The sequence below is a fragment of the Marixanthomonas sp. SCSIO 43207 genome, assembly GCF_019904255.1.
Lineage (GTDB): Bacteria > Bacteroidota > Bacteroidia > Flavobacteriales > Flavobacteriaceae > Marixanthomonas.
The window spans coordinates 177,189-195,342 of record NZ_CP063203.1; the positions used below are offsets into that span (position 1 = coordinate 177,189).

Annotated in this window: 19 protein-coding genes; 9 read left to right on the forward strand and 10 right to left on the reverse strand. The window is 34.8% G+C overall.

Annotation, left to right across the window (positions count from 1 at the left end; all coding sequences use genetic code 11):
- Positions 1-10: 10 nt before the first annotated feature.
- The 4 genes from tpiA to INR76_RS00855 all read right to left on the reverse strand — a co-directional run bounded on the left by tpiA (position 11) and on the right by INR76_RS00855 (position 4,242).
- Positions 11-766 (reverse strand): triose-phosphate isomerase, encoded by a 756-nt coding sequence (tpiA, locus tag INR76_RS00840; RefSeq protein WP_223108727.1) that lies wholly within the window; start codon positions 764-766, stop codon positions 11-13.
- A gap of 125 nt (positions 767-891) precedes the next feature.
- Complete coding sequence (locus INR76_RS00845) at positions 892-1,965, reverse strand: ABC transporter permease (RefSeq protein ID WP_223108728.1); 1,074 nt, start codon at positions 1,963-1,965, stop codon at positions 892-894.
- A gap of 4 nt (positions 1,966-1,969) precedes the next feature.
- Positions 1,970-3,682 carry a BT_3928 family protein gene (locus tag INR76_RS00850; RefSeq protein ID WP_223108729.1) on the reverse strand — a complete coding sequence of 571 codons (1,713 nt, stop codon included), beginning with the start codon at positions 3,680-3,682 and terminating at the stop codon, positions 1,970-1,972.
- Between the two features lie 11 nt (positions 3,683-3,693).
- Entirely contained in the window at positions 3,694-4,242 is a 549-nt protein-coding gene (locus INR76_RS00855) for a DUF1599 domain-containing protein (RefSeq protein ID WP_223108730.1), read from the reverse strand.
- A 52-nt stretch (positions 4,243-4,294) separates the two neighbouring features.
- Here INR76_RS00855 and folP point away from each other — a divergent pair, with 52 nt between their 5' ends.
- The 3 genes from folP to INR76_RS00870 are packed head-to-tail and all read left to right on the forward strand — an operon-like array spanning position 4,295 to position 6,852.
- Positions 4,295-5,128, forward strand: coding sequence for a dihydropteroate synthase (folP, locus tag INR76_RS00860; RefSeq protein ID WP_255592727.1), 834 nt, complete (start codon positions 4,295-4,297; stop codon positions 5,126-5,128).
- 44 nt (positions 5,129-5,172) lie between these two features.
- Positions 5,173-5,946 (forward strand): diadenylate cyclase CdaA, encoded by a 774-nt coding sequence (gene cdaA, locus INR76_RS00865; protein ID WP_223108731.1) that lies wholly within the window; start codon positions 5,173-5,175, stop codon positions 5,944-5,946.
- A gap of 54 nt (positions 5,947-6,000) precedes the next feature.
- On the forward strand, positions 6,001-6,852 hold the full coding sequence (locus tag INR76_RS00870; protein WP_223108732.1) for a DUF3667 domain-containing protein: 852 nt from the start codon (positions 6,001-6,003) through the stop codon (positions 6,850-6,852).
- Here the strand turns inward: INR76_RS00870 and INR76_RS00875 are convergent.
- A complete protein-coding gene (locus INR76_RS00875; protein ID WP_223108733.1) occupies positions 6,804-8,567 on the reverse strand; it encodes an ABC transporter ATP-binding protein in 1,764 nt (587 codons plus the stop codon). The two genes, INR76_RS00870 and INR76_RS00875, sit on opposite strands and share 49 nt — an antisense overlap.
- Entirely contained in the window at positions 8,567-9,310 is a 744-nt protein-coding gene (gene truA, locus INR76_RS00880; RefSeq protein WP_223108734.1) for a tRNA pseudouridine(38-40) synthase TruA, read from the reverse strand. Before truA ends, INR76_RS00875 begins: the two co-directional genes overlap by 1 nt.
- Before the next feature lie 121 nt (positions 9,311-9,431).
- Between truA and INR76_RS00885 the strand changes: the two genes are divergently transcribed.
- Complete coding sequence (locus INR76_RS00885; protein ID WP_223108735.1) at positions 9,432-9,923, forward strand: metallophosphoesterase; 492 nt, start codon at positions 9,432-9,434, stop codon at positions 9,921-9,923.
- A 73-nt stretch (positions 9,924-9,996) separates the two neighbouring features.
- Here the strand turns inward: INR76_RS00885 and INR76_RS00890 are convergent, their stop codons facing one another.
- Complete coding sequence (locus tag INR76_RS00890; RefSeq protein ID WP_223108737.1) at positions 9,997-10,407, reverse strand: DUF4293 domain-containing protein; 411 nt, start codon at positions 10,405-10,407, stop codon at positions 9,997-9,999.
- Between the two features lie 200 nt (positions 10,408-10,607).
- On the opposite strand from INR76_RS00890, the gene rho reads away from it, so the two are divergent.
- On the forward strand, positions 10,608-12,245 hold the full coding sequence (gene rho, locus INR76_RS00895) for a transcription termination factor Rho (RefSeq protein ID WP_223108738.1): 1,638 nt from the start codon (positions 10,608-10,610) through the stop codon (positions 12,243-12,245).
- Positions 12,246-12,476: 231 nt separating this feature from the next.
- Here the strand turns inward: rho and INR76_RS00900 are convergent, their stop codons facing one another.
- The gene (locus tag INR76_RS00900; RefSeq protein WP_223108740.1) at positions 12,477-13,403 is read right to left on the reverse strand and encodes a T9SS type A sorting domain-containing protein; all 927 of its coding nucleotides are present in this window, start codon (positions 13,401-13,403) and stop codon (positions 12,477-12,479) included.
- A gap of 147 nt (positions 13,404-13,550) precedes the next feature.
- Here INR76_RS00900 and INR76_RS00905 point away from each other — a divergent pair, with 147 nt between their 5' ends.
- Positions 13,551-15,299, forward strand: coding sequence for a M14 family metallopeptidase (locus INR76_RS00905; protein ID WP_223108742.1), 1,749 nt, complete (start codon positions 13,551-13,553; stop codon positions 15,297-15,299).
- On the opposite strand, the gene INR76_RS00910 is transcribed toward INR76_RS00905, so the two are convergent.
- Positions 15,261-15,890 (reverse strand): NUDIX hydrolase, encoded by a 630-nt coding sequence (locus INR76_RS00910; RefSeq protein WP_223108743.1) that lies wholly within the window; start codon positions 15,888-15,890, stop codon positions 15,261-15,263. The genes INR76_RS00905 and INR76_RS00910 overlap by 39 nt on opposite strands.
- A 7-nt stretch (positions 15,891-15,897) precedes the next feature.
- Here INR76_RS00910 and pyrE point away from each other — a divergent pair, with 7 nt between their 5' ends.
- Together pyrE and INR76_RS00920 are read left to right on the forward strand one after the other, a co-directional pair.
- On the forward strand, positions 15,898-16,560 hold the full coding sequence (gene pyrE, locus INR76_RS00915; protein ID WP_223108744.1) for an orotate phosphoribosyltransferase: 663 nt from the start codon (positions 15,898-15,900) through the stop codon (positions 16,558-16,560).
- Between the two features lie 9 nt (positions 16,561-16,569).
- Positions 16,570-16,962 (forward strand): SRPBCC family protein, encoded by a 393-nt coding sequence (locus INR76_RS00920; RefSeq protein ID WP_223108745.1) that lies wholly within the window; start codon positions 16,570-16,572, stop codon positions 16,960-16,962.
- Here the strand turns inward: INR76_RS00920 and INR76_RS00925 are convergent.
- Positions 16,959-17,690 (reverse strand): biotin--[acetyl-CoA-carboxylase] ligase, encoded by a 732-nt coding sequence (locus INR76_RS00925; protein ID WP_223108746.1) that lies wholly within the window; start codon positions 17,688-17,690, stop codon positions 16,959-16,961. The two genes, INR76_RS00920 and INR76_RS00925, sit on opposite strands and share 4 nt — an antisense overlap.
- Positions 17,691-17,774: 84 nt before the next feature.
- On the opposite strand from INR76_RS00925, the gene rsfS reads away from it, so the two are divergent.
- Positions 17,775-18,146 (forward strand): ribosome silencing factor, encoded by a 372-nt coding sequence (gene rsfS, locus INR76_RS00930; protein WP_223108747.1) that lies wholly within the window; start codon positions 17,775-17,777, stop codon positions 18,144-18,146.
- The last annotated feature ends 8 nt before the right edge of the window (positions 18,147-18,154 follow it).

Below are 18,154 nucleotides of genomic sequence, written 5' to 3' on the forward strand. Positions count from 1 at the left end.
AATTACTACCTTATTTTTTAAAAGCATTAGCAATTGCCATAAAGCTTTCAACATCTAGTGAAGCCCCTCCTACTAAACCACCATCTACATCTTTTTGGGCAAAAATTTCCTTGGCATTTTTTGGTTTTACACTGCCTCCATATAAAATTGAAACTTTATTAGCTATACTGTTGCTGTATTTTTCAGCAATGGTTTTACGTATAAAAGCGTGCATTTCTTGAGCCTGATCTGGTGTAGCAGTTTCTCCTGTTCCAATTGCCCATACCGGTTCATACGCAATAATAATGTTTTTCCAACTTACTTCTGACAGATGAAATAATCCTTCTTCCAGTTGCTCCTCGATAAGGGTAAAATGATCATCGGTTTCTCTATGGCTTAATTCTTCACCTATACAGAAAATCACTTCCATATCGTGTGCTAGTGCTGTGTTTACTTTTTCGGCTAGTACATCATTATCTTCTTTAAAAAGAGAGCGGCGTTCGCTATGACCAAGGATTACTGTTTTTACTCCTACACTTTTAAGCATTCCTGCGGAAACTTCACCCGTAAAAGCTCCGTTTTCACTTTGATGCATATTTTGCGCCACCACGGTAACCGGATGTTCCCGCACTGACTGAAATGTATGATTTAAATTGGTAAAGGCTGGAGCTATCATAATAGTAACCCCTTCTGGTAACACTTGTTTTTTTAATCCAACCAAAAACATTTCTGTTTCAGCCATATCATTATTCATTTTCCAGTTTCCGGCTACTATTTTTTGTCTCATGTATGTGTCGTTTTTTTGTTAGTTGTTTGTTAAAAATACAATTATCAATATATAATTGCAATAGCCTACTTCGCTTGTTATGCTTTTGCAGCTATAAGCAAGGTATATATTATTTTTTATTTGAATTACTGACTAATTTTAGGATCTAGCCATCCATATATAACATCTACCAAGATGTTAATTACAATAAATACTATGGCAATCACCAATACTGCTCCCATAATCACGGGTAAGTCTAAGGTGTTTAATGCATCTACTATTTCTTTTCCCAAACCATTCCATCCAAAAATATATTCTACAAACACAGCTCCTGCCAACATAGAGGCAAACCATCCAGAAATAGCTGTAACTACAGGATTAAGTGAGTTTTTTAAAGCATGTTTGCGAATTATAGTAGCAAATGATAAGCCTTTGGCTTTTGCGGTTCTAATATAGTCTTGATTGAGTACTTCTAAGAGTGAGTTGCGCATCAATTGCGAAACTACTGCTAATGGACGAATACCCAATACAATTGCCGGTAAAATAAGATTTTTTATCTGTATGTATTTACCTTCCCCAAAATCATCTACTGCATACAGACTCCCTGTCATATCTAAGCGGGTATACTCATGCAACAGAAATCCAAATATCCATGCAAAGAGAATAGCACTAAAAAAGGAAGGAACACTCATTCCTAGCGTACTTATCAATTGAATTAATTTATCAATCCAGCCGTCTTTAAAGAGTACTGAAATAATTCCTAATAAAACTCCCAGCACCATAGCAATCACAATGGCAGACACTGCAAGAACCACCGTATTGGGTAATGTTTCGGCTATGACCTGGCTAACTTTCTTTCCATTTTTCTGAAAAGAGGTACGCAAATAAGGCGTTTTAAGGACTACCATAGTAGCTGAAACAGTAAATAATGTTACTGCATTGTATTTTCCTTCTGTTACATATGTATAATCTTCTTCTATTGTACTATGAAAGGAAAGTGGTGATAGATCATTTAAGTAATATGCATACTGTTGTAAAATTGGTTTATCAAAGCCATACTTCTTTTTTACTACAGCTATTTGTTCGGCACTTTCATTTTGCCCCAACATCATGCGAGCTGGATCTCCGGGAAGAATGGTAAATAAAAAAAAGATTACAGTTACTACCCCAAAGAGTGTAAGGAATGCATAACCTAGTTTTTGTAATATATATCCTGTCAAGCTTTTATTCTTTTACAGCTTCAATGGTTAGGGCTTTGTATTCAAAATCATCTCCAAACAGCACCTTGGCATATTCTTCAATTGTTTGATCAAAACCAGCTTCTTTTCTTCGTTCATTAACGGTTTCAGGGTTTTCAATAGGCCAAATTAGGTTACCGCGTTCATCATCATACGTTCTTCCTTGTGTGCCGTAAATTTGAGGTTTGCCTTGGTTCATTAGATAGCGGTCTTCCATCATCGCTACCAATCTAAAAGGGATTTCTTTATTTTTTCCTGCTTCTTTAATAAGGGGTAAATACTCCGGAATTTTATCTGGATTATGCTGTACAACATACCAAGCAACCGTATTGGTAGGTTCACCAACCGTGGTTTTACCGGGATACCCCATATTTTTAAATACTTTTTCAACAAAAAGCATATTGCTACTGTCTAAAACTGTTTGCATAGCCCATAAATCGCCGTTGTATTCTTCTGGGGTTAAGCCCATTTCTTCTCCTAATGTTGCTCTTGTTTCAGCATCTTTTGCTTGCATCAACTTTCTGTAGCGTTGATCAAGTACGCCAATACTATCTAATCGCTTTTTTAAGTTAAAATCTAATTGAGGTATTGCACCGTCTAGTTCTTGTAGTTTTAATGTATTAATATCATTCCAATGCACCTTTTGCTTGATGGTTCCGTTTTGCAAATGCAATACACCCGGATTGCTTCGAACAATCGTTTTTAAGGTTGTTTCATCACAGAAATAAAAATCAAAATTTAATTTATATCGATCTGCCAAGGTTTGCGTACGTTCTTTTGAAGAAGCTGACAAGCCAATTACTTTATATCCTTTTTTAAGAGCTTCATTGGTAATATCACTTACCGGAAAAAAACCGTCTTTTTCAGATTTGGTAAGATTATACGCTACTACTACTATTAAATTTTCTTCGTTTAAAAATTTATCAACATAATTTTGTCCATCTCGTTCTATGGTAAAATCATGAATAGGCGGAACATATCCGGCTTGAATTTCAGTAGTTTCTACACCCAAAAACTCTCCTTTTTGTGTTGGATAATCTCCCTTGGTGGTAACTATTTTTTCTTCACCATCTACCTTAAACTTCCAGTCATATTGATAGACAGGTTTTTGTGCATCGTTAGGAATACTCATTCCTTCTTGTATATTGGCTCCAATTTTATAAGGTCTAAAATCTATGATGGGCAAATGCATGAGTACGTGATATGTAATACCTAAACACGCGATGAAACCAATAAATATTATTAAACTACGTATGTTTCTTGTAAAAAATGGTGTGATGTGCTTACTCCAAATAAACAGTATCAAAATAAACACTAGCAAGATGACATCTTTGGTAAAAGATTCCCAAGGAGTTAATTTAATGGCATCTCCAAAACAGCCACAATCTGTCACTTTATTGAAGTAAGCCGAATAGAATGTTAAGAACGTAAAGAACACAATCATTAGCAACAAGCTCCATACCGTAAACTTACGAAGGTAACCCACCAACAACATAACCCCTAGCAGCACTTCAAAAATGACAATAAAAATAGCTATCAGCAGCGAGTAAGGAATTAAGAACTCAAGATCCAACACCCCTGGAGCGAAGTAATCTTGAAGTTTAAATGAAAACCCAATAGGATCGTTCAATTTTATTAGACCGCTGAAGATAAAAAGGATTCCTACTACAATTCTTGAAATTCCTACCAGTATTTTCATGCTGTTGTTTTTTACTTGTTTGTATTTTCTTCTAAATGAATCATGGCAAACACTGCATAATTAATCATATCTTGATAGTTGGCATCAATCCCTTCAGAAACTATGGTTTTACCTTGGTTATTTTCTATTTGTTTAACTCGCAATAGCTTTTGAAGAATTAAATCGGTTAATGACGAAACTCGCATATCGCGCCAGGCTTCTCCATAATCGTGGTTTTTGTTAAGCATTAATTGGCGAGTAACACCAACTTGTTCATCATATAATTTTACAGCTTCTTCAGTAGAAAGATCCGGTTGTTCTACTACTCCTTTTTTAAGCTGAATTAATGCCATTATTGAATAATTAATAATACCTATAAACTCTGATGTTTCATCTTCATCTACTTTTTGCTCGGCATTTTCTTGCAATCCCCTAATGCGTTGTGCCTTTATAAAAATTTGATCGGTTAATGATGGAAGGCGCAGTATACGCCAAGCGCTTCCGTAATCACTCATTTTATTGGTAAACAACTCTTTACAAGTAGCAATTACAGCATCGTATTGTTTTAGGGTTTCAGCCATTGGATTTTTAAGATTTTCCGTAAATTTCGTTTAAATAATTTAAACTAGAAAATTGAACACAATCAATTGTAACGGCACCCTTATCAACTTGTCACAACCAAAAGTGATGGGTATACTTAATATTACTCCAGATTCTTTTTATGATGGTGGCAAAACTATTCATGTGAATACCATTTTGCAGCAGGCAGAAACCATGCTTACTGAAGGTGCAACTTTTTTGGATATTGGCGGGTACAGCTCACGTCCTAATGCTGAAAATATAACCGAAGCCGAAGAAGCTAGCCGTGTATTACCGGCTATTCAAAGTATATTAAAAGAATTTCCAGAAGTGCTTATTTCAATAGATACTTTTAGAAGTTCAGTAGCTAGACAAGCCGTTGAGGCAGGTGCCTGTATTGTAAATGATATAAGTGGCGGAAGCTTGGATAAACAGATGCATGATACTGTTGCTAGCTTAAAAGTCCCTTATATTCTTATGCACATGAAAGGTACACCACAAACGATGGTGCAACAAGCAACTTATCAAAATGTAACCCTAGAGGTTATTCATTATTTTTCTGAACAACTAGCAAAAGCACGTACAGCCGGTATTCATGATCTTATCATCGATCCAGGCTTTGGATTTGCCAAAACAGCCACTCAAAGTTTTGAATTATTGCGTCATTTTTCTTTATTACAGCAATTGGATGTTCCCATTTTGGCCGGAGTATCTCGTAAATCAATGATATATAAAACACTTGAAACTACACCACAACTTGCACTCAACGGCACCACCGTATTGCATACAGTCGCATTGCAGCAAGGAGCGTCTATTTTAAGAGTACACGATGTTAAAGAAGCTATGGAATGTATTAAGTTGGTCGAAAAAATACATCCCTACTCATAAATTTTATATTTTTAACCTTTAGAGTAATAAAAAGAAAACAGCCTTTGGATTTTTTAGACCTTCGTATTATAGATATTATCGATATTGTTCTGGTAGCTTTATTATTGTACTACCTCTATCGACTTATAAAAGGGACGGTTGCTATCAATATTTTCATTGGAATTGTAATCATTATTGTTATTTCTGAATTAACCAAACTCCTACAGATGGAGCTTTTAAGTAAAATTTTAGGAGGCTTCTTAGGTGTTGGTATGTTCGCTTTGATTGTTGTATTTCAACAAGAAATAAGGAAATTTTTGTTGATGCTAGGCTCTACCAATCTTAATGCTCGGAAGCGATTTTTTAGACAATTTAAATTACTATCAAAAGAAGCCGGTATTACTACAGACATTCAAGCTATTATGGATGCTTGTAAAGCTATGAGCCGTAAAAACACCGGAGCTCTTATTGTTATTCAGCGCAACAATAGCCTTGAGTTTGTAAAAAACACAGGCGATACGATGAATATTGAATTAAACAAGCCTATTCTGGAAAGTATTTTTTTTAAAAACAGTCCGCTGCACGATGGCGCTGTTATTATTGAAAATAACACCATTACAGCTACGCGCGTAATTTTACCTGTTTCAAATGACCGAAACATTCCGTTACGGTTTGGTTTACGACACAGAGCCGCTGTAGGTGTTTCTGAAAAAACAGACTGTGTTTGTATCGTAGTTTCTGAAGAAAATGGTCAAATTTCCTATTTAAAAGACGGTGAGTTTATACTTTTTGATGAAATAGACGATTTGTCAAATCAACTGGAGAATGATTTGAAGTAAGTGGGTAGTTGAGTAGTGAGTAGAAATAATTAATTAGATATACTATAGCGTACCATGACATGTAAAAACTGTGAAACCTCTCTTCAAGCTACCCACTTGTATTGCCCTGAATGCGGAGCTAAAGTAATTACACATCGTTTGACGCTTCGGTATTTATTAAGTGAAATTTATCACGCATTTTTAAGTATTGACTCCAATAAACCGGTGCGTACATTCATAGATCTTTTTAAAAAACCCGAAGAAGTAATTGGAGGTTACATAGAAGGGGTTCGTAAAAGGTATATCCATGCTTTTGGATATTTTACTGTTGCTGTAACCATCTCAGGATTTTTTTACTTTGTTGTTTTACAATTTTTCCCAGACCTTATGGAAGGTGTTTTTAAGTTTCAAAACACCAATGAGGCTCAACAGCAGTTAAATACGTCAATTCAAAAAACTGTTTTTGAGTATCAATCCTTACTATTTTTCTTGGCCATTCCTATCTTTGCATTACTATCTTGGCTCGTCTTTTTAAATAAAAAGAAATATAACTACGCAGAGCATTTAATAATTAACCTTTATGCCTATTCACAAGTTTCTATTGTAAGTATTATTCTGTTTTGTTTAACCATTTGGAATGAAGCGTTATTTACTATTTTATCAATAAGTGTGATTTTTATACAAATAGTTTATTTTGCCTATGTTTTTAAACGCCTTTATAGCCTTACTGTTTGGCAAGTTATCTTAAAAACCCTTTTGTTTTTAGTGTTACTTGTGCCATTGTACATAATTAGTGGAATTATAATGGCTGTGGTATTATTATTAAATGGCGGTCTGGAAGAGCTTATAGAGGCTGAAAAAATGCGTCAAGGAGTTTCTTATATAGCTTCTTCTTCCATAAATTGGACTTCGTATAAATTTCTGTAGTACCCGTTTTGTTTTTTAAGAAGTTCTTTGTGGGTTCCGGTTTCAACAATTTTACCGGCATCCATCACTAATATTTTATCTGCTTTTTTGATGGTTGCCAATCGGTGCGCAATAACTATGGAGGTTCTGCCTTTGGTAAGTTTTTCGGTTGCATTTTGAATTAATTCTTCAGAATAAGTATCTACTGAAGAGGTAGCTTCATCAAGGATTAAAATTCCTGGTTTGCTTACATATGCTCTTAAAAATGCTATTAACTGTCGCTGACCTGAAGAAAGCATAGAACCCCTTTCCTTTACATTATAATGATATCCTTGAGGAAGTGTTTCAATAAATTTATGAACGCCTATTTCTTTGGCAGCTGCAATTACTTCTTCTTCCGTAATGGAAGCATCGTTAAGTGTGATATTATTCAAAATAGTATCTGCAAACAAGAAAACATCTTGTAATACAACAGCTATTTGTTTACGCAACGACTCTAGGGTATATTCTCGCACATTTACACGATCAATACTTATCTCGCCTTCTTGTATTTCGTAAAATCGATTCAATAAATTAATTATTGTTGATTTTCCGGCTCCCGTTGCTCCAACAATAGCTATGGTTTCTCCAGGGTGTACCTTGAAATTTATTCCTTTAATTACTTCTTCATCTTCTGTATATCCAAAATGAACGTTTTTAAATTCAATATACCCTTTTGCTTGAGGCATTTCAATGGTTCCAGAATCATCAATATGAGATTTGGTGTCTAATATTCCGAATACACGATTGGCAGCCACCATTCCCATTTGTAATGTGTTAAATTTATCCGCTATTTGGCGTAGAGGACGAAATAACATTTGGGCTAATTGAACAAAGGCTGCTATAAGCCCTACGGTAACCGCACCACCTTCTGCTGCATTTAAACCACCATACCAAACAATGAGACCAATAGCTATGGAAGAGGACATTTCGGCAATAGGGAAAAAGATAGAGTTATACCATACGGTACGCACCCAAGCTTTTTTATGTTTTTCGTTAATTTTTATAAAACGCTCATATTCGGTTTTTTCACGAGTGAAAATTTGTACGATTTTCATTCCTGTGATACGTTCTTGCACAAAAGAGTTTAAATCTGCCACTTGATTTCTTACATCCTCAAAGGCAGCTTTCATCGCTCGTTGAAAAACACGCGTTGCGTATATAATAAGTGGTAAAATAGCAAATACAATAAGAGCCAATTGCCAACTTTTATAAAGCATAACACTGGCTATAACAACCATTTTAAGCAGGTCACTTAATATCATAAAAAGTCCTTGACTAAAAATACTTGAAATGGTTTCTATATCATTTACTGCTCTGGTGGTGAGGCGTCCTACAGCACTTTTATCAAAGTACTTCATTTTAAAACTCATCATTAGATTAAAGAGTTTTACACGCATATCACGCACCACGCTTTGTCCTAGCCAATTAGCATAAAAAATAAAGGCAAACTGAAATAGAACTTCAAGAACCAATACTCCTATCATTAAAATGATGTAATACTGTAACCCGCCTCCATCTTTTGGTATAATTGAGTTATCAATTGCCAATTGTGTTAATTCAGGTCTTAATACCGCTAAGCCAGACATGACAATGGCAGCAAATGCTACAAAATAGAAAATAAGACGATAAGCGTTTGTAAATTTTAACAACCGCTTAAAAAGCTTAAAATCAAATGCTTTTCCTGAATTTGCCATTAGTATTTTATCGTTTCGGGATAGTGTACTCTTGTAAGGTACAATCCGTGTGCCGGTGCCGAAGCTCCTGCTTTACTTCTATCTTTAGTTTGAATTATTTGATGCCACTCCTCAATTGATGTTTTATGGTAACCTACATCTAGCAACGTACCTACAATTGCACGAACCATATTACGCAAAAATCGATCTGCCGAGATTGTAAAAATCAATTGGTTCTCTTCTTCTTTCCAATATGCTTTTTCAATTGTACAATTATACGTTTTTACATCGGTTTTACTTCTTGAAAAGCATTTAAAATTGTTATAGTTCAATAAGGTTTTTGCAGCTTCGTTCATCAGTTTCACATCTGGCTTATTATGTATCTGAAAAGCCAAACCTTCTAAAAAGGGATTTTTTTTCAATGAAATCACATATTGATACGCTCTTTGTGTGGCGTCAAATCGAGCGTGTGCATCATCTTTAACCTGAAACAAATTTACAACCGAAATATCATTAGGAAGAAAAGAGTTCAACCGAAAAATTAATTCAGAAGTGTTTTTTATTTCATCAATATCAAAATGAGCAAAGAGTTGCTTTGCGTGCACCCCGGTGTCGGTTCTTCCTGCTCCCACTACTTTAATATCGCGTTGTACTAAAATTGATAATTTTTTCTGAAGTACTTCTTGTACCGTACTCGCATTGGGTTGAATCTGCCATCCACAATACTGTGCTCCATTATAAGCTATTTCAATAAAATATCGCAATGAATCCCTTATTTTTGAATCTACAAAAATACGAAAAGCATTTGCTATTTACGACAACACACCCATAGAAGTTGAACGAAAGATATGATACGTTTTTACTATAACCACTAACATTTTCAGATTGAAAAAAATACTATTACTTAGCGATACACATAGCTATATTGACGAGGCTATCTTAAAATATGTAAAACAAGCCGATGAAGTTTGGCACGCCGGTGACATTGGTGATTTGAGTGTAACAGACACCCTGCAAAAACTAAAACCTCTACGCGGCGTTTACGGTAATATAGATAATGATAAAGCCAGACAAGAATTTCCGTTACACAATAGGTTTGAATGTGAAGGAATAGATGTTTGGATAACCCATATTGGCGGATATCCCGGAAGGTATGATTCACGCATACGAGAAGCACTTTACAAAAACCCTCCTAAGTTATTTATATGTGGTCACTCACATATTTTAAAAGTAATGCCAGATAAAAAAAGAGACCTTTTACATATGAATCCCGGAGCCATAGGCACTCATGGTTTTCATAAAGTGCGAACAATGCTTCGTTTTGAAGTTGATCAAGGAGCTATTAAAAACTTAGAAGTAATTGAGTTTAAGCGATAGCTTATTATACAAAAAACCCTCAAAAGTGGCATCTTTTGAGGGTTTGCACTAAAATATACTAAGATGTAAAGGTTTACCGTAAACGGTCAACAGATTTTACAAGATCTTCGTCCCTCTTGATGGCTTTGTTAGCCAGCACTAAAAAAACGATAGAAATGATGGGAAGTAAGACCCCAATACCCTTCTCTGAAACTAATGTTTCTCCGGATACGCTTAGCGACCTGTATACGAAAACTCCCAGTAATACAAAGTTTAATATGATATTGATACGGTTGATAACAAATTGTCTAGACCGTACTTTAAAACTTAAAATTGAAACAATAGTAAGTGCAATAGAAACAAATAATAAACCAAAAACTATGGGTTCATTTTTATCAATAAGAATTGTCCCTGCTTCATTTTGCACGGTAGGAAACCACATATATAGTGCCCCCATAATAAGAGCAGATATAAGTAAATATAACGTTTGAATGCGTTGTATCATCTAGTTGTTTTCCTCTTTAGGGCAAAAATAGGATTTCTTTTTAAAAAAATTACAAGCAATTTTTAAAATATTATTGTATTATTGCAGTATCTATTCGTAACCACTTCAACAACGGTTACTTAGTCTTCAAAAAAAATATTCAATAAACGTGCCTTCTCAAAGGTTTCAATTTATTATAAATTAACACACACAAATTTTACATGTTTGAAATTTCAGAATTAAAAGCAAAGAAGCTACCTGAACTTCAGGAATTAGCAAAACAATTAAATGTACCTAAGTATCGCAGTTTCAAAAAACTGGATTTGGTATATCAAATTTTAGACTATCAAGCTGCCAATCCACAAGCAGTTAAAGAAATCAGTAAAGATGATTCGGCTTCTAACTCAAAGGACCAAAAGTCTTCTTCGCAGAATAAGCCACAAAAAAATCAGCAAAAGAACAACGCTAATACTAATAAGAGTTCTAAAAAAGAGCAGAATCAAAAACAAGATTCTAACAAGAAGTCAAACAGCGCTGACTCTTCTGCAAAAAACAACAATAAAGATCAGAGGCATTCAAAAGGATCTAATGATGATAAGAAGAAATCAAACAATTCTTCAGACAATAGAAAAAAGCATTCTAAGTCTAATCAAAAAGACCATTCTAATAAAAACAATAAAAAAGATACGCGTAGCAACGGCAATAAAGACAACCGAAACCGCTATAAAGAGCCAGACTTTGAGTTTGATGGCATTATAGAAAGCGAAGGTGTTCTTGATATTATGCAAGACGGTTATGGCTTTTTACGCTCTAGTGACTACAATTACTTATCATCACCAGATGATATTTATGTTTCACAATCGCAAATAAGACTATTTGGACTTAAAACCGGAGATACTGTTTTTGGTGAAGTACGTCCGCCGAAAGAAGGTGAAAAGTATTTTCCACTTATTAAAATTTCAAAAATAAACGGCTTAAATCCTCATGTGGTACGTGACCGTGTTGCTTTTGAGCATTTAACGCCTTTATTTCCTCAAGAAAAGTTTAACATAGCTGAGCGACAAAGCACTATCTCTACAAGAATCATTGATATGTTTGCCCCCATTGGAAAAGGACAACGTGGTATGATTGTATCACAACCCAAGACAGGTAAAACAATGCTTTTAAAAGATATTGCAAACGCTATTGCTGCCAATCACCCTGAAGTATATCAAATTATTCTTCTTATCGATGAACGACCTGAAGAAGTAACCGATATGCAACGCAATGTACAAGGAGAAGTTGTTGCTTCTACGTTTGACAAAGAAGCTTCAGAACACGTACGCGTAGCCAATATTGTAATTGATAAAGCAAAACGCTTAGTTGAATGCGGTCACGACGTTGTAATTCTTCTTGATTCTATAACACGTCTTGCACGTGCATACAATACCGTACAACCTGCTAGCGGAAAAATATTAAGTGGTGGTGTAGATGCAAATGCTCTGCATAAACCAAAACGTTTCTTTGGTGCTGCTCGTAATATTGAAAATGGCGGTTCATTAAGTATCATCGCCACGGCACTTACAGAAACAGGTTCAAAAATGGATGAAGTAATTTTTGAAGAATTTAAAGGAACCGGTAACATGGAACTTCAATTGGATAGAAAAATATCTAATAGGAGAATTTTCCCAGCTATTGACCTTACCTCTTCTAGTACGCGTAGAGATGATTTACTACTAGATGAAAACGTTATCCAGCGTATGTGGGTACTACGTAAATATCTAGCAGATATGAACCCTGTAGAAGCTATGGAATTTATTAATGACAAGGTAAAACAAACTCGAAACAACGAAGAGTTTTTGGTATCAATGAACGGATAACAAAAGAGTTAGTTTATAATAAAAAAAAGGCGCTGTTTTATTACAGCGCCTTTTTTGTGTCTTTACTTTTCTAACTTTTCTATTAAACTTTGCTTTTATTTTAGATTAGAAAAACGTTCAATATAACATCATAGCTAGTAAAAGATAACACACAAAAGATCCCTATATAAAGTAAAGTCATAAAAAAAGCCTCGCAAATATGCGAGGCTTTCTTATGTATAAAACTAATACTTAGTTCTTAACTATTTTTTCAGTAATAGTACCCGCAGAAGTTTCGATGTTTAAGATGTAAACACCTCTTGCAAGGTCAGAAATGTTAATTTGACCGTTTACTAAAGCAGCGTTTGAACGCTTACCTAATACATCAAAAATTGCTACGCTCTTAACATCTACTGAAGCAGGAGCCTCAATGTTAATCACATCTGATGCTGGGTTAGGGTAAACAGAAATTGAAGATAGAGCATTCTCACCAACAGATAAGGTTGGCTCACCTACAACATTCATTACATAAGATTCTGGAGTTCCTGTAACGTCACCAACTGGAGTTGGAACAAGTACATCACAATCAGCAGCCATTAAGTAGCTATCTGCAGTCTCTCCGTCTGCGTTATTTCCAGGGAAGAAAGTTTCACCAGTGTTAGCACCACTATCACCTGCATTAACTTCAAATACTACGATAGATCCTCCAGGTACAGTAATATCTAAGTTGTCTACAACAACCAAAGATAAATCGTCTGCAGAAGATGAAGTATGAGTTGTACCATCAACAAGTGTTAATGTAGCAACTTCTAAGTCTAAGTTATCAGCAGTGTAAATGTTTAAGTTAATAACTTTACCATCATCAGCTGATCCTTGACCATACTCTACTGAAGTAATATTGAAATCACCTTCAGTAACTCCATAATCACTTAAATCATAAGAACGGTAAAAACTGTTGTTTCTGTACTCACCAGTAGCAGAAGACCAACAAGCAACTCCACCAGCAGTAACGTCAGTAGGGTTATTTGAGTTTGTTAAAACAATTTCACCACCGTTTCTCTCAGGAACTATACCGTTACCAGTTGCAACTGGAGCATTAGGATTTCCAGAAATAGATGATTGTGCGCTAAGTGCTCCTACACTTAAAAGCACAGCAGCAAATAAAGTAATTTTTTTCATAGTTAAAATGTTTAAAGTTTAATATTCTGTTAACAAATATAGTAAAGTGGCATAAATTACAAACGATTTTTCCCAAAATTATATGTTAAAATAAAAGCTGAAGAGTTTTTCAGATGCCTTATATTTGTTTTCAAAAGAAGAATTTTTATGTATAAGGTACTCGTTTTTTTATGTATTTGGTTTGCTATTATTTCTTGTGAGAATAAAAAAAATACAACCCAAGAAGATTTCTCTATTCGTTTTGAAACCTCAGGAGGTACTCAAACTGATACCTACGAGAAGGTAATTCAGTTTTATGAAGCATTGGCAGACACGCATACCTCTATTGCTCTTTATGAAATGCAAGAAACAGACAGTGGCAAGCCTCTTCATTTAGTAACGTTTAATCCAAATAGAAGTTTTGAATCTGAGTTTAAAAACCGAAATGATAAAACTGTTCTTCTTATCAACAATGGTATTCATCCCGGTGAGTCTGATGGTATAGACGCCTCTATGCTTTTGCTTCGCGATTTGGCCGAAGGAACCATAAAAGCACCAAATAACACAATTGTCTGTGTTATTCCTATTTATAATATTGGTGGCGCTTTAAACCGAAATAGCAGCAGCCGAACCAATCAAAACGGTCCCGAAGAATATGGTTTTAGAGGAAATGCTCGTAATTATGACCTTAACCGTGACTTTATTAAAGCCGATACTAAAAACGCAAAAGCTTTCGCCAACCTTTTTAGAACCGTTCGCCCAGATGTTTTTATAGACAATCACGTGAGCAATGGCGCCGATTATCAATATACACTCACCCATTTATTTACCCAGCACAACAAACTTGGTGGAGAATTAGGAAAATACCTGAATACATCATTTAGACCTCAATTAGAAGACTCTCTTCAGAATAAAAATTGGGATATTACACCTTATGTAAATGTGTTTAATAAAACTCCTGAGAGTGGCTTTTCTCAATTTAAAGATTCGCCACGATACTCTACAGGCTATACCACTTTGTTTAATACGCTAGGAATGATGGTTGAAACTCACATGCTAAAACCGTATAAAGATCGCGTAGAAGGCACTTATGAATTGATGAAAAGCATGCTTGCTATCACCGATAAAGATGCTGAGTTGATTCGAGAACTTCGCAACTCAAACAAATTAAGTTATAAAGCCGGAACCACGTATCCCGTACAATGGAAAATTGACAGCAGTCAGACCTCAACATTACAATTTAAAGGGTATGAAGGCGAAATGATTGACAGTAAAATTACAGGCAGCAAACGCTTAAAATATGACCGTAATAAACCCTTTACAAAAGAGGTTACCTATTATAATTATTTTGAACCAAAACAAAGCGTAACCATTCCAGAGTCTTATATTATTCCGCAAGGGTATTGGAACGTTGTTGATTTACTAAAAAAACAGAAAGTTGAGCTTAAGCAAGTACCCAAAGATACAGTCATTACAGCTCAAGTGTATAAAATTGAAAAGTATGAAACTGTAAAAAGCCCTTATGAAGGGCATTATGTACACTACAATACCGAAGTTTCTCAACATACTGAAGCGGTTCACGTATCAAAAGGTGATTATATTGCTTCTACAGATCAAGAAGCGGTACGTTATTTAGTAGAGACACTTGAGCCTACTGCAACAGATTCCTTTTTTAATTGGAACTTTTTTGATACTATTCTTCAACAAAAAGAAGGTTTTTCACCCTATGTATGGGAAGATAAAGCCGAAGCTTTTCTAGAGAATAACCCAAAAATTAAAGAAGCATTTGAAGTAAAGAAAGCTACTAATCCTGCTTTTGCTGCCAATTGGTATGCGCAACTGGATTGGATACACAAACAATCGCCAAATTATGAAGCATCACACCTTCGCTACCCTATCATTAGGGTGGGTGGTTAAATATTCTTTAGGAAACAATAATTTAATGTTTTCATAACTTTTGGTGAGCGCTTTTTGTGACTTTTCAAAGTTTTTCCACTTTACTTTCTTTATACCTTCGTTCTCTTCGGGTTCAAGAGGTCCTTCATAATTGCTGTGCATTTTGTACCAATACGTTACCTTAAGTTTAAACTTTCCTTTGCGTTTAAAAACGTGATAGGTTTTGGTTAAAAACTCACGTATTTCAAGTTCTTTAACACCGGTTTCTTCCATCACTTCCCGTATGGCAGCTTCTTCGTGTGTTTCTTTTTTTTCAATTTTACCCTTCGGCAAATCCCATTTATTGTTTCTGTAAATAAATAGAATTTCTTTTTTATCATTAAACACCATACCGCCTGCAGCTTCTACAACAGGTAGCTTTTTCCGAAGAAAACGTTCTAATTTTTCTTCATTTTTATGGTAGAGATTAATATACAAAAGTTCGCCTTTGTTTATTTTTTTAATCAATTTTTTAAACCGTGCTAACTTAAGAGGAATGGAGGTGTATTGTTTTCCTATATTTTCTTCAGTAGAGAGAATAATAGGAATATCTTTTACAAAAACTTTATACATTTGCAGTATGATTTTAAACAAAGAAACCGCACAAAAAACGGCTGAATTATTATTGCAAATTAATGCAATAAAATTACAACCACAAAAACCTTTTACATGGGCCTCTGGGTGGAAATCACCTATTTATTGTGATAACCGTATTACTTTGTCATACCCTGCCATTCGCAATTACTTATGTGAAAACTTAGCAAAACAAGTAGAAATACTGTACGGAAAACCAGATATGATTGCAGGCGTAGCAACAGGAGCTATTGGAATGGGAGCTTTGGTAGCCGATGTACTTGGACTTCCCTTTTGTTATGTACGCCCTGAAGCAAAAAAGCATGGTCGCCAAAATAAAATAGAAGGTTTTGTAGAAGCCAATCAAAATGTTGTTATTATTGAAGACTTAATAAGCACCGGTAACAGTAGTCTTATGGCTGCAAAAGCACTAGAAGATGCTCATTTAAACGTAAAAGGAATGTTAGCCATTTTTACATACGGTTTTGATCTTTCAGTCAACAATTTTAAAGAAGCAAATATTGAGTTGCATACCTTGAGCGATTATGAGCATTTATTGCAACAGGCAGAAAAGTTTACTTATATTTCTTCTGAAGAAAAAGTAGTTTTATCCCAATGGAGAACCGATCCTGCCAACTGGAATCCACAATTAAAAAGCACCGGCAAATAATTTAAATTTATGAAAATAACCAGTAAAAAAGCAACCGTAGACAAATCGGCTGCAGAACTTTGTGATTTTTTATGTGATGTTAAAAACTTTGAGCATCTTATGCCAGAGAACATAAGCAAGTTCGAGCTAATCAACGACAAAGCTTTTGTTTTTGCCTTAAAAGGTATGCCAGAAATTGCACTAGAAGTAAAAGAAGTACATCATCCTTCTCAAGTAGTTTTGGGCTCTATGAGTGATAAGTTATCATTCACTTTAACCGGAAATATAGAACCAATAGCTGAAGAAAAATCACAAATTGAACTTTTGTTTGAAGGAGAATTTAATGCCATGATGGCTATGATGATAAAGGGTCCTATATCAAAATTTATGGAAACCCTAACCACCAATATGGAGCAACTTTAATAGCGCATGCTTATTTCTTTTAGTTGAAAATGCTCCAATATTTCGTTTTCATTTTCAACTAAAAGAGCTCCGGTATCAAGCACTCCTTTTATTATTCCATTAAATTGCTTTCCAGACGGTCGTTCAAAAACGGCTATGGCATCTTTTTTAAATAAAGCTGCTTCATATTCCTTTTTTATTTTTTCAAAATTGTTGGCATTACACGTAGACAACCTGCTTAGTAGAGCTGTTACAACAACATTAAACACCTCATCAATTGTAAACTTTGAACCACTAACCAAACGTAACGATGATGCTTGGGGTAGGTTTGGAAAATCTGTATGATTAACATTAATACCTACACCAGCAATACAAGAGGTGATTTTATTTTTTTGAAGCGTATTTTCAATTAACACGCCACATACTTTTTTTGAATGTGACAAGATGTCGTTTGGCCATTTAATAGCAAGATTAAAAATATTCAGTTTTTTTAACGCATCTTGAACTGCCAATGCTGTAAGCATGACAAGTAAAAACTGATGATCTGCAGGAAGGTTATCAATTTTCTTAAACACGCTGAATGTAAGGCTTTCACCAGGTTTTGATTGCCAAGAAGCATTGCGTTGTCCTCTTCCCTTAAGTTGATTTTTTGCCCAGACAACTACCTCATCTTCTAGCGGTATTTCCTTACTTAATTTTTTAAGATAGGTATTGGTAGAGTCAATGGCATTAAGTTTGATTATCTTCACGTGTAATAAATTATTACTATATCCTATATTTGAGGGTATCAAGAAACAAAAAAGTAATAACTTTGCGAAAATTAAATTAGATTAATGTCGAAGAAAGAACACGAAACAGATCAACTTATTACGCATATTTTAAAAGGAATTGAAGAGGTAAAAGGTCAAGATATTGAAATTCTGGATCTTAGAGATATAGAAAATACCGTTTGCGACTATTTTATTATATGCAACGGTTCTTCAAACACACAGGTAAACGCTATTGTAAATTCTATTCAAAAAACCGTTAGCAAATCTTTAAAAGAAAAGCCGTGGCATGTTGAAGGAAGCAATAATGCCGAATGGATTCTAATGGATTTTGTTCACGTGGTTGTTCACGTATTTCAAAAACACATTCGAGAATTTTACGATATTGAAGGATTATGGGGAGACGCCAAATCTGTTAAAATTGAAACAACTTATTAAAGAAAGAA

Coding starts and splice junctions, on each gene's coding strand:
- INR76_RS00900 (WP_223108740.1), bottom strand. CDS start 13,403: ATGAAAAAAATTACTTTATTTGCTGCTGTGCTTTTAAGTGTAGGAGCA.
- rsfS (WP_223108747.1), top strand. CDS start 17,775: ATGTCGAAGAAAGAACACGAAACAGATCAACTTATTACGCATATTTTA.
- tpiA (WP_223108727.1), bottom strand. CDS start 766: ATGAGACAAAAAATAGTAGCCGGAAACTGGAAAATGAATAATGATATG.
- INR76_RS00875 (WP_223108733.1), bottom strand. CDS start 8,567: ATGGCAAATTCAGGAAAAGCATTTGATTTTAAGCTTTTTAAGCGGTTG.
- INR76_RS00920 (WP_223108745.1), top strand. CDS start 16,570: ATGAAAATAACCAGTAAAAAAGCAACCGTAGACAAATCGGCTGCAGAA.
- INR76_RS00850 (WP_223108729.1), bottom strand. CDS start 3,682: ATGAAAATACTGGTAGGAATTTCAAGAATTGTAGTAGGAATCCTTTTT.
- INR76_RS00890 (WP_223108737.1), bottom strand. CDS start 10,407: ATGATACAACGCATTCAAACGTTATATTTACTTATATCTGCTCTTATT.
- INR76_RS00905 (WP_223108742.1), top strand. CDS start 13,551: ATGTATAAGGTACTCGTTTTTTTATGTATTTGGTTTGCTATTATTTCT.
- rho (WP_223108738.1), top strand. CDS start 10,608: ATGTTTGAAATTTCAGAATTAAAAGCAAAGAAGCTACCTGAACTTCAG.
- INR76_RS00910 (WP_223108743.1), bottom strand. CDS start 15,890: ATGTATAAAGTTTTTGTAAAAGATATTCCTATTATTCTCTCTACTGAA.
- pyrE (WP_223108744.1), top strand. CDS start 15,898: ATGATTTTAAACAAAGAAACCGCACAAAAAACGGCTGAATTATTATTG.
- INR76_RS00855 (WP_223108730.1), bottom strand. CDS start 4,242: ATGGCTGAAACCCTAAAACAATACGATGCTGTAATTGCTACTTGTAAA.
- INR76_RS00870 (WP_223108732.1), top strand. CDS start 6,001: ATGACATGTAAAAACTGTGAAACCTCTCTTCAAGCTACCCACTTGTAT.